An 11,392-nucleotide genomic window follows, 5' to 3' on the forward strand; every position below is an offset into this window, starting at 1 on the left:
GGACGGTGAGCAACCAGATCCCCGCCCCGGTGTCCGATGTCTTCGATCCCACGCGCTGGCGGGTGGTCTCCGGTTTCGAGGACTTCCAGGACATGACCTACCACCGGCAGGTGGAGCGGGATTCGGACGGCGGCTGGGTGCGTGACCTACCCACCGTCAGGATTGCGTTCAACCGGCCCGAGGTGCGGAACGCCTTCCGGCCGGGCACCGTGGATGAGCTCTACCGGGCCATGGACCACGCGCGGATGACCCCCGACGTCGCCACCGTCCTGCTCACCGGCAACGGCCCCTCCCCCAAGGACGGCGGCCATTCGTTCTGCTCCGGCGGGGACCAGCGGATCCGCGGCCGGGACGGCTATCGCTACGCAGATGGGGAGACGCAGGAAACCATCGACCCTGCCCGCGCTGGCCGCTTGCACATCCTGGAAGTCCAGCGGCTCATGCGCACCATGCCCAAGGTGGTCATCGCTGTCGTCAACGGCTGGGCCGCCGGTGGCGGGCACTCCCTGCACGTTGTCGCGGACCTCACCATCGCGTCGCGCCAGCACGGCAAGTTCAAGCAGACGGACGCCACCGTGGGAAGTTTCGACGCCGGCTACGGCTCCGCGTTGTTGGCCCGCCAGATCGGGCAAAAGGCAGCGCGGGAGATTTTCTTCCTGGCCCGCGAATATTCCGCTGATGACATGGTTCGCATGGGTGCGGTGAACGAGGCCGTGGACCACGAGCGGCTGGAGGAGGTGGCGCTCGAGTACGCGGCAGACATCGCCCGGCAGTCCCCGCAGGCCATCCGCATGCTGAAGTTCGCCTTCAACCTGGCGGACGACGGGCTGGCCGGCCAGCAGGTCTTCGCCGGTGAAGCCACCCGGCTGGCCTACATGACGGACGAGGCTGTGGAGGGCAAGGAAGCCTTCCTGCAAAAACGCGACCCCGACTGGTCACGCTTCCCGCACTACTTCTAAGGCAGGACGGCAATGAACAGCGAAGCTTCCCCCACTCCGGTATCGGCCGGTCCAATCAACATCGAACCCGCCCTGAAGGCCCTCGCGGCCGCCCTCCATGGCGAGGGCCCCGCCGTCGAACTCTCCGTAGGCCCCGACGGCAGCCTCATCGTTGGGCACGTTGAGACCCCCGGCTGCGACGACGCCGTGGCCGTGGTCCGCACCTCCGGTTCCACCGGCACGCCCAAGGCAACCCTGCTGACCGTGGAGTCCCTGGCAGCCTCCTCGATGGCCACGGCGTTGCGGCTCAAGGGCGAGGGCCAGTGGCTGCTGGCACTGCCGGTGCAGTTTGTTGCCGGGATCCAGGTGCTGGTCCGCTCCCTGTTTGCCGGCACCCGGCCCTGGGTCATGGACATGTCCGGCGGCTTCACCCCGGAGGCCTTCACTGCTGCGGCACTGGAACTCACGGACAACATCCGCTTTACTTCCCTGGTTCCCACCCAGCTGCAGCGGCTGCTGGACGATCCGTCGCCGGACACGCTCGCCGTGCTCCGCCGGTTCAACGCCATCCTGCTGGGCGGGGCACCTGCGCCGCCGGCCCTGCTGGCGGCGGCGCGCGACGCCGGCGTCCGCGTGGTTACCACCTACGGCTCCGCGGAGACCTCCGGCGGCTGCATCTACGACGGCTATCCCCTGGAAGGCGTCTCGGTGCGGGTGGATACGGACGGCCGGATCCTGCTGGGCGGTGACACCGTCGCCGCAGGCTACATCGAGGCGCCGGACGAGGAAACCGGGACATTCTTCGAGGAGGACGGGGTGCGCTGGTACCGCACCAGCGACCTGGGCTCCATTGACGACGACGGCCGGCTCACCGTGCTGGGCCGCGCCGACGATGTGATCATCACCGGCGGCGTCAAGGTCTCCGCCGGCCACGTGCAGGAACAGCTGGAAAAGTCCGACGCCGTCGCCGCGGCTTTCGTGGCGGGCGTCCTGTCCGCCGAGTGGGGGCAGGCCGTGGCCGCCTATGTGGCGCTTGCCCCCGCAGGTACGGAAGGCACCGCCGGAGAAGGTGCCGGGGATCCCGCCGTCGTACTCCAACGTCAATGGCAGCGGCAGTTGGGGGTCTTGGCGCCCAAGACCGTCCTCGCGGCGCCGGCGCTGCGGATGCTGCCCAACGGCAAACCCGACCGGCTCGCCATGACCGCCGAACTCAGCGCCCTGCACCGGGGAAAGTAGAGTTGGACCTGCACCACCGCGGCGGGTGCGCACGTTCCATCCTGCCGTCTGACCGAAACAACACGAGGTACTAACCGTGGCCACAGCCGCCCAATGGATCCAAGGCGCCCGACTCCGGACGCTGCCGGCAGCGATCGCGCCGGTGCTGATCGGCACTGCCGCCGCCTACGAGATGGACTCGTTCCTGCTGCCCAACGCCATCCTCGCGGCGCTGGTGGCACTCCTGCTCCAGGTGGGCGTGAACTTCGCGAACGACTACTCGGACGGCATCCGCGGTACGGACGATGACCGGGTGGGGCCGCTGCGGCTCGTGGGATCCGGCGCCGCCAAGCCGGAGCACGTCAAGTGGGCCGCGTTCGGCACGTTTGCCCTGGCCATGGTGTTCGGCCTGGTGCTGGTGTTCCTCACCCAGGCCTGGTGGCTGATCCTGGTGGGCTTGGGCTGCGTCATGGCCGCATGGGGCTACACCGGCGGCAAGAACCCCTACGGCTACATGGGCCTGGGGGACCTCTTCGTGTTCGTCTTCTTCGGCCTGGTGGCCACCCTGGGCACCACCTACACCCAGGCCGGGCACATCAACCTGTCATCGGTCATCGGCGCCATCGGCACCGGCCTGATCGCCACCGCGCTGCTCATGGCAAACAACGTCCGGGACATTCCTACCGACATGCAGGCCGGCAAGAAGACGCTGGCGGTGCGGCTGGGGGACAAGCATGCGCGGGAAAGCTATGTCCTGATGCTCGCCGTCGCCATCCTGCTGGTGGTGATCCTGGCACCGGCCCGGCCATGGATCCTGATCGTCCTGCTGCTCATCCCCGCCTGCCTGATGCCGGCCTGGCTGATGATCAACGGCCGCAAGCGCAAGAGCCTGATCCCGGTATTGAAGCAGACCGGCCTAATCAATCTCGGCTACAGCGTGCTGTTCTCACTGGGACTGATCCTCAGCCACGGGTTCTAGCTGTTCTTGGTGCCCTTGGCGTTGTTGATGGTGATGTCCGGGTTGGCGTCCAGCAGGGCGTCCTCGGCATTGGCGTCCTGGACTTCACCGGCGGAGCGCAGCGGCTTGGCCTTCCCCGAGAAACGGTGCTGCAGGGCCGCCGCGGCAGCATCGCGCTGCTTCTGGAAAAACAGGTAGCTGATGGCAAAGGCAATGAGCGCGGCGCAGATCACGGCCATCAGCACCCCTACCTGCAGGAGCATGAACAGGACAAAAAGGGGGACAAAGATCGCCAAACGGATCAGGGAATATTTCAAAAAGGCCACTATTCAAGTTTAGCCGCCTCCGCCCGGCGGCCCCTGCCCGTCCTGACGATAGACTTGATGGCATGCTGTTCCGTGTGGCTTTGGCCGTCGCAGTCCTCGTCATCTTCGTGTATGGCCTGGTGGACGTGATCCGTACTGAAGGCCGCCTTACCCGGGGCATCTCGAAACCGGCCTGGATCATCGTGCAGATCGTCCTGCCGGTCCTGGGCGCCATCCTGTGGCTGCTGATTGGACGCCCACGGGGCACGGCGCAGCCGCGGCCCAGCTACCCCCATTCCATGGCCCCGGACGATGACCCGGACTTCCTCCGCAACCTCGAGGCCCGCCGCCGCAGCCAGGCCGAGGCCGAGCGACTGAAGAAACTCCGGGACGAACTGGAAGCAAAGGCCAAGGAGGACGGCGGAAAAGGACAGCGGGGCACCGACGAACACGATACCGACGGACTGAAATAGGCCTATGGCATTCCAGTCCGGCGGTGAAGAGCGGCACCCGTCCGCTCCCCCACCAAGGCCTGGCCCGTCCTACTCCACCCCGCCGCCCATTCCCGTTGTCACCCCGCTGCCCGGCACAGTCCGCACTGCGCGCACTTTGTGGCTCTTCAGTTTCGGTGCGGGACTGGCCGTCCTGCTGGGATCCTTCGTGGCTCGTGATTCCAATCTGCAGCGGCTCCACGGCGTGGTGGCAAACATGGCGGCAGGCAGTGGCGCCGCGGCCGTAGGCAGGACGGCGGAGATCGTCTTCTGGGGAAGCATCGGCGCCCTGCTGCTGGTGACCCTGTTTGAGGCAGCAGTGCTCGCCACCGTGCTGAACCGCCGGAACTGGGCCCGCTGGACCCTGCTCCCCCTGCTGGCCAGCCATGTCCTCATACTGCTCCTGGCGTCCGCCTTCCTGGTCCCCGCCGGTGCCGCCGGCAGCTACGTGGTGATGCTGTGGGGCGCCGGGCTACTCCTGGCGGTAGCCGGGCTGGCGCTGCTGTTCCTGCCGTCTGCCGGGGCCTGGCTGAGGCCGGAGAGTGCCAGGGCTTGAGCCGGCAAAGGCCTGGGAACGCCCTACGCCGACTTCGGCTGCCGGTTCCTCCCGGCGTATTCTGCCAGCACTCCCTCGCAGCTGCGGATCACCACCCGGCATGCCTCACCGGCTGACCGTGCCGTCAGCGGACTCTCAGCGATTGCGCGCCAGCGTGCCAGGCAGCGGCTCGCCTCAGCGGCCAGCACTTCCGGTCCGGCATCAGGCGCCACGGCCAGCCGGCGGTATGCGGTGGCGCCCTGGCCTCCGACCAGCCGTTCAGCTTCCGCAACCAGCTCCGGGGCGAGCTCCACCCCCGTGGTCCGCAGGGCCGCCAGCAGCCGGAGCTCGCGGAACTCATGAGCGTTGGCCTGCAGCCGCTCCAGGGATGCCGCCAGGTTTTCCGTCCCCTGGCGTGGCTGGCTGGCCAGGAGGTTTTCCACAGCCACCAGGGCGGTCCGGGCCTTGAGCGCTTCCGCCCTGGCCCGGAACTGCCGGTCCAGCACGTCCAGCAGGGTGTCCAGACCGCTCCGCCGGGCCAACTCGTGGGCCAGCGGCGTGGGTTCGGCAAACCCGTTGCGGATCAGGACCACGGCCAGCCGGATCCCGAAAAGCCCGTAGCGCTCCAGCAGTGACGCCCGCGCCTCTTCCGTCAGACCTGCGGGCCCGGTGGACCGGCGGAACCTGTCGGCGGAGAGCAGCATCCGTTCACGCTCGGCTCTGTCCAGGGTGGCCAGCAACCGCAGGGCTTCGAAGTCCGGCTGGCGCAAGGTACGGGCGCTTTGGGCCAGGAGCCCGGCCACCGGGACCACGCCGAGGGCAAGCTTCCGCAGGGCAATATCACGGCTGTACCTCTCCGCGATATTGCCGGCGGACAGAAGGGAGTCGATGCGGCCGGCTCCCACCTCGTCTGCCCGGGACAGCACCGCGATGGAATTGACCGTGCCCGAGCGGCCCGCCCCGGTGTCGCGGAAGGACTCCAGGAACCTCAGGTCGGACGCGTGCAGGTGGCGCATCAGGTAAATGACGGCGTCAGCCTCCGACGGCGAATCCTCCGGGGTCAGGAACGCCAGGGACCGCGCGGACACGTCCTGGGAGACCGAAGCGATGCCGGGGGTGTCGATCAAGGTCATGGCCCGCAGTGCCGGCGCCGGCCATTCGACGTCGAGCCGTTCCACTTCTTCCGCACGTACGCCGTCGAGGACGAAGACCAGGCGCCCGTCCACTCGCTTCAGCGGCAGGGCCCGGGGCTCCCCTGCCGCGGGGTGGAGGGTGATGCGGGGCGTATGGCCGTGCCGGTACCAGGTGACAATCCGGGTGCACTCGCCGGTGTCCGTGGGGGCGATTTCCTCACCGATGATGGCATTCAGGAGCGTTGACTTGCCTGCCTTCACCATGCCGGCAACGGCAATCCGCAGCGGCTCTGCCAACCGCCGCGCATAGCCGTGCAGTTCCTGGGTGGTGTGGAGGTCATCGGCATATACCTCCAGCGCTTCCCGGATCAACGCTGCCGCCCCGGCCGTGGTGGACGCCGTCATCCCACCCCCGCCGCTGTCTGGGTCCTGGCTGCAGCTGCCTCGGCGGCCACGGCTTCTGCAGCCCGATGGAGCGCATCCACCTTTTTCAGCTCCGCCCTGATGTCCCGCACGCGTCCTTCCTTCTCCTGTGCGTACGAGTTCGCAGCCTTCTGCGCCGCGGCCACCGAGTCGGACAGCGACCGGTGGTATTCATCGGCGATCTCGGTGAAATGGTCGCGGATGGTCCGCTGGACCAGGCGCAGCCTGTCCTTCAACTGCTTACCCACCTGGAACGTCACATCGTCCAGCTGCCGCCGCACCAAGGCTTTCGCCTCGCTCTGGCGCCGCTTCAGCCGGGTCTCCTTGTCCTCCCGGTAGGCCTTGCGCCCCAGCAGCAGCCCGGCACCCACGGACAGCGGGTTGATCAGGGCCATCCCGAAGATCCCTGTCAGGAGACCGAACATCAGGACGCCGCCGTAGGATCCCCGCATTCCGATGAGGACTTTTTGGACCGGGTTCACCCGGCCGGGATCCAGCTGCGGCATCTGCTCCACCGGATCCAGGGCGTCCCCGGAGTCGGAGACGTGCAGGACCGGCAGTGATACCTCGTCCGCCGCGAAGTGCTCAGCCACCTGGGCCGCCAGCCATTGGGACCGTTCGCTGGTCCAGACAAACGTGTCCGAAACCGCTGCGGCAACGCACTCTTCGAGCCACTGCGAGAATTGCGGCCACACCGGACCGGGATCGCCCTGGTCGATGGCGTTCTCCGCTTCCCGTTGGATCCCGCGCAGGCGGTCCCGGAGGTCGTACTCCATGTCGGCGATCAGGTCGTTGATGCCGTCGCTGAGCGTGAGCTGCCAGCGGGCGGACCGCTTTCGCAGATGGTCCGCCTCCGCCCTGGCCTGTTCCAGTTCTGCGAGCATCTGGGGCGTGCCACCAGGGTTTTCCAGGGCGTCCAGCTCGGACTGCAGGGACAGCCTCAGGTTCCCGGTGACGGACAGCAGGTCCTGGCTCACGGAGCGGCGCTGGATCCGTTCTGCCTCCCCCACCACGTCATTGCGCAGGTGGGCCACCAAGGCCGGGTAGCCGGATTCGTCGTTGAGCTCACTGTCCTGGAGCCGCGCAGCCTCCAGCCGAAGGTCTGCGGACAGTGGCAACAGCGGAATGTCCGGCGCCACCTGGTCCAGGTGCGCCCTGTCCAGCTCCGCCACCCGCCGCCAGTCCGGATACAGGTCTGTCTTGGAAAGAACGGCGGCAACGCTGGGGGTGATCCGCATGGCCTGGCGCAGGAACCGCAGTTCCGGCTCCGTGTATTCCTGCGACGCGTCCGACACCAGCAGCATGGCGTCCGCGGTGGGCAGGGCCGTAAGGGTGGTCAAAGTGTGCGTGGAGCCCATGCCGCCCACGCCCGGGGAGTCGATGATGCTGAGTCCGCCGGTGAGGAGCCGTCGGGGCAGGCAGACCTCCGCGGCGGCTATTTTCCTGCTGTTTCCCGGGTTCCCCTGCTCGGAAACAAAGGCCGGCAGGTCGGTAAGCGCCACCGGCCGACGCTCAATGCCGCCGCCGGCAGCATCCCCGGCGGGGTCTTCCGCCGTGAAGATGTCCGCGGCGAAATTATCCGGGGCGGGGACCAGGACCGCGGCCGACGCCGGCTCCCCGTAACGGACCACCGTGGGGACGGAAGTGGCGATGTCGTCGTCCACGGGGCATACCGGGGCGTTCACCAGGGCATTGATGAGTTTGCTCTTTCCCTGCTTGAACTCCCCCACGACAATCACCCTGATGCTCGGGTCCCGCAGGCGGGCACTGGCCTGCTCCAGCCTCCGGCGCAGGTCTGCGCGGTCCCCGCTGCCCACCAGCTGAAGGCCCTGCTCCACGAGCTTTCCCAACTGCCCGGCAGTGACGGGCCCCGGTGGCCTTGCCGGTGCTGCTTCTGCCACAGCGTGTCCCCCTGTCGGTGCCGAAATATTCCCAATGCCGGAAATACCGGAAGAGCCCGGCAGGAAGTGGATGCCTCCTGCCGGGCGGTTTGCCTCCCGCGAACAGCGGGTTGTTGGAATAGCGTGTTACAGCGCGGTGGAGTCGTCAACCACCGCGTGGTCGATGGCGGTGTGGTTTTCCAGGTCCACATCCGTGTGGCTCGGGTTGTCCTCCGTGAAATCGAGCTGGTTGTCTGCAACCACCAGGTTGTCCTGCACGGTGTTCGTGGCCGAGTTATCCTGGAAGGAGTCGTCAACGTGGACGTCCACCGCCGTGTTGGTGGAGTTGTCCGGGTTGAAGGAATCCTCCACCTCCACCGAGTTGTGGGTGGAGTTGTCGGAGTTGTCACTGAACGAGTCGCGGACATCCAGGGCTGTGTCCGTGCTGACGGAGTGGTCCGAGTGGTCGGAGTAGTCCGAATGGTCCGAGTTGTCGTTGAAGGAGTCGTCCACATCCAGGCCGACGTCGGTGTTGAAGGAATCGTCGGTGTTGAAGGAACCGGAAATGGCAGTCACCTCGTTGCCGATTCCAACGTCTCCGCCCGCGTGGATGGAGTTGTCCCTGGAGTTATCGGTCGAATGGTCGGCGTTGTACGAATCCCGAATGTTATTGGAGTCCCGGACACTGGCGTCGTCACCGGCCGCCACTGCGTAATCTCCGGAGGCCACAACGGCATCATGGTCAAACCACTGCTCCACGTCCCCATGCGCCCAGATGTTTTGGTTGACGGACTGGTCCGTGGTGGTGTCCCGGTCGTCGAGCATGGTGGTGTTGGTCGTGTAGGAAAAGTGGTTCACCACGTGGTGCAGCTGCTGGACCGCGTTGGCGTGGTCGTCCTGGTCGTAGTCGGTCCCGCCCTGCCCCGGGCTGGGCCCGCCGCCATGGATGGCCGCGGCACTCCCGGCGTGCGCCGCCGTCGTGCCCGCCTGCCCGGATCCCATGTACCCGGACCCCGTGTGCCCTGCCCAGGCACTGTTTCCGCCGGTGTGATGTACCCGGTCCAGGGATGAGGCGTTGACGGTGATGGGGGCGTAGTCGAGGACGACCGGCATGGCGGCGTCCACGTCAGCCGAGCACACGTTGCCCAGGCCGTGTTCCGCCAATGCCCTCTCGGGGTCGTCCAGGAACTCCTGGATCGCTTCCCGGTTGCCGAAGAGCTGCATCAGGAACTGAACAAGGTCGTTTGCGAGTGTTGGCATATGCGTGGTCCTCACATCTTCTTGAAGTTGCGGATCATCCGGCGAAACGTACCCGGTTATCTCAACCTAGGTTCGCTGCCGGGGACAGGACATCGGGCGGTTTCCCCCTAGCAGCGGCCGCCGATCCGGGGCGCCGGGCCTGGCACGCCTAGGGGTGTTAGGGGTTCATTCCTGCTGCGGATTCAGCTGCTGGGAACTTTCCACGCCAAGTGCCAGGCGCAGGCGGGCCAGCAGGTCCGACCGGTTCTCCGCGCCGAGCCGGCGCCTGATCCGGGCGATGTGGTGCTCCGCCGTCCTGGGCGAAATGTAAATGGCCTCGCCGATTTCCCGGTAGGTTTTGCCCTCAAGCACCAGCCTGGCAACTTCCTTTTCGCGCTCGCTTAGGCCGGATGCGTCCGGCTGCGCACCTTTGCCCACGCCGTCGGCACCGCTGCCTGCCTGCGCGTCGGCGCCCCCGGACGCTCCTGTGCTGCCCTGCGGATGCAGGTCCCGCGCGCAGGAGAGCAGGCGCATCATGTCCCGCCGTTCCTCTGCGCGGGCGGCTGCGTGTCCGGCCAGCCTGGCGCCCTCCCACGGCATTCCCACAGCTCCCAGCAGCCGGGCCGCGCCCTCCACCTCGGAAGTACGGAAACGGCCGGCCAGCACCGATACCCAGGCTTTGCCCGCCGTCGCCAGGACGGCGGCCAGCTGGCTGTGGGCCGAGGCCCTTGCCAGTGCCGTGGCGTGGGGGGCAAGATCGGCGGGGCTCTCATTGAGCAGCGCAGCCTGGACGGCGGCCCAGTGAAGGGGAACGGCCCACAACGCAGGTCCGCCCAGGCGCCCCAGCAGCTTCCACGCGTCGTCCAGGTACTGCGCCACGCGGCGCGTCTCCCGCAGGCGGGCAGCGGCAATCAGCAGCTCCCCCCACGGCAGGAGGTTGTAGAGGTCCACCGACGTGTGCAGCATTGCCTCCCGTGCCCGCTCCCACGCCCTGAGCAGCTCCGGTACGTCTCCGTTGCGGCGGGCAAGTCCCACCTCCAGGGCGGCGGACATGAACTCGTCGCGCGGGACCAGCGGCCAGTGGTTGGCCTTGGCTGCTTCCGCTGCGGCAAACCGTGCGTCCTCGAGTTTGTCCTGCATCATGGCTGCCCAGGCCTGGAGCAGCAAAAGCCTGGGCTGCGCGGCATTGCCACCTTGCCCGGCCACCACCGCGGCCCGGCAGACTGTTTCCGCCAGGTGCGGCTCGCCGCTGTGCAAGGCCAGGAGGGCTGCCAGGGCGGCCGGCGTTTCCGGCAGCGGCAGGGCCATGCCCGCCGAGTTCAACATGTCTGATGCGTGGATCAGGATGGAGATGCCCTGCTGCGGCTTTTCGCCCAGAGATGCGAAGACTCCCTGGCCGGTCTGCACCAGGGCAGCCGCGAGGAGGGTCGGGGACGACGCCGGAGCATCCGGCTGGAAGAAGGCTTCGGCACCTGCCCGGTCTCCCGCACCGATCATGGCGACGGCGGCAAGGGGCGCCGAGGCACCTACGCGGCCTGGCCCCAACCAGTTGTAGACGTCGGCTGCGCGTGCCAGCATTCCCCGCTGCGCCCACACAGAGGCCGCTACGTCCGCGCCGCGACGCACGTCCGGCGGGTCCGCACTGACCAGGAGCGCGTCGATGATGCGGGCGGCGGTATCCAGTTCACCGTCGCCGGCCGCGGCCTGGGCGCGCCGGGCCGCCGTTGCCAGCGTGTCGGCACCTGCAAGGAGCGCTTCCTCGTAGAGCTGGGAGGCGAGCCTGGGGTCGCTTTCCAGCGCAGCGTTGGCCGCTTGCTCAAGTTCCGCTGCAACCCTGGAATCGGCGAGTCCGCCCCTGGCGAGGTCGCGCGCCAGGTTGCCAAGCGGTTGCCCGGTGGACGCGAAAACGCTCACGAGCTCCCGCTGGAGCGCGTGCACCTTGGCGGTTGGAGTGGCGGTCAACAGGGCGTGCTGGGCAGTCCCCACCACGGTGCCATCCGGCCTCAGCAGGCCCGCGGCCTCTGCCCTGTCCACTAAGGAGTCCAGGTCCTCCACGGTCCCGCTGATGAATTTGTGCTGGAGGTCTGCCGGGAGCGGTCCGGGCAAGGCGAAGCCCACCGACAGTGCCAGCAGCAGCTCACGTACTGCCGCGTTTGCGCCCTTCAACTGCTTGGCCATCAGCTCGGCTGAATGGGGCGGCGGCGGGTGCCCCTGGTGGTCCGGAGACGTGTGCAGGGGTACGGGGCGTTCCGCCCGCTGCAGGTGCGCATCCATC

General features: G+C 67.7%; 10 protein-coding genes. 5 read left to right on the forward strand and 5 right to left on the reverse strand.

The genetic code is table 11. The annotated features are described in order from the left end of the window. Positions 1-5: 5 nt before the first annotated feature. The 3 genes from ACETK3_RS02925 to ACETK3_RS02935 all read left to right on the forward strand — a co-directional run bounded on the left by ACETK3_RS02925 (position 6) and on the right by ACETK3_RS02935 (position 3,132). The gene (locus ACETK3_RS02925; protein WP_236799499.1) at positions 6-959 is read left to right on the forward strand and encodes a 1,4-dihydroxy-2-naphthoyl-CoA synthase; all 954 of its coding nucleotides are present in this window, start codon (positions 6-8) and stop codon (positions 957-959) included. Positions 960-971: 12 nt separating this feature from the next. Further along, positions 972-2,174, forward strand: coding sequence for an AMP-binding protein (locus tag ACETK3_RS02930; protein WP_373992484.1), 1,203 nt, complete (start codon positions 972-974; stop codon positions 2,172-2,174). 76 nt (positions 2,175-2,250) lie between these two features. After that, positions 2,251-3,132, forward strand: a complete 882-nt coding sequence (locus tag ACETK3_RS02935; protein WP_236799501.1) for a 1,4-dihydroxy-2-naphthoate polyprenyltransferase — start codon at positions 2,251-2,253, stop codon at positions 3,130-3,132. Here ACETK3_RS02935 and ACETK3_RS02940 read toward each other — a convergent pair. Next, positions 3,129-3,437 (reverse strand): DUF4229 domain-containing protein, encoded by a 309-nt coding sequence (locus ACETK3_RS02940; protein WP_236799502.1) that lies wholly within the window; start codon positions 3,435-3,437, stop codon positions 3,129-3,131. The genes ACETK3_RS02935 and ACETK3_RS02940 overlap by 4 nt on opposite strands. 62 nt (positions 3,438-3,499) lie before the next feature. Between ACETK3_RS02940 and ACETK3_RS02945 the strand changes: the two genes are divergently transcribed. Together ACETK3_RS02945 and ACETK3_RS02950 are read left to right on the forward strand one after the other, a co-directional pair. Beyond that, a complete protein-coding gene (locus ACETK3_RS02945; protein WP_236799503.1) occupies positions 3,500-3,889 on the forward strand; it encodes a PLD nuclease N-terminal domain-containing protein in 390 nt (129 codons plus the stop codon). A gap of 4 nt (positions 3,890-3,893) precedes the next feature. Then, a complete protein-coding gene (locus tag ACETK3_RS02950) occupies positions 3,894-4,463 on the forward strand; it encodes a hypothetical protein (RefSeq protein ID WP_373992485.1) in 570 nt (189 codons plus the stop codon). Between the two features lie 23 nt (positions 4,464-4,486). On the opposite strand, the gene ACETK3_RS02955 is transcribed toward ACETK3_RS02950, so the two are convergent. The 4 genes from ACETK3_RS02955 to ACETK3_RS02970 form a co-directional block, all read right to left on the reverse strand. Next, positions 4,487-5,980, reverse strand: a complete 1,494-nt coding sequence (locus ACETK3_RS02955) for a dynamin family protein (RefSeq protein ID WP_237428875.1) — start codon at positions 5,978-5,980, stop codon at positions 4,487-4,489. Continuing rightward, a complete protein-coding gene (locus ACETK3_RS02960) occupies positions 5,977-7,899 on the reverse strand; it encodes a dynamin family protein (protein ID WP_373992486.1) in 1,923 nt (640 codons plus the stop codon). The genes ACETK3_RS02955 and ACETK3_RS02960 overlap by 4 nt, the downstream gene beginning before the upstream one ends. 126 nt (positions 7,900-8,025) lie before the next feature. After that, positions 8,026-9,138 (reverse strand): IniB N-terminal domain-containing protein, encoded by a 1,113-nt coding sequence (locus ACETK3_RS02965; RefSeq protein ID WP_237428877.1) that lies wholly within the window; start codon positions 9,136-9,138, stop codon positions 8,026-8,028. 165 nt (positions 9,139-9,303) lie between these two features. Next, positions 9,304-11,391: a LuxR C-terminal-related transcriptional regulator gene (locus tag ACETK3_RS02970; protein WP_237428878.1), complete on the reverse strand. Its 2,088-nt coding sequence runs from the start codon at positions 11,389-11,391 to the stop codon at positions 9,304-9,306. Position 11,392 lies beyond the last annotated feature (1 nt).

This window comes from Arthrobacter sp. E44, assembly GCF_041877125.1.
Classification (GTDB): domain Bacteria; phylum Actinomycetota; class Actinomycetes; order Actinomycetales; family Micrococcaceae; genus Arthrobacter.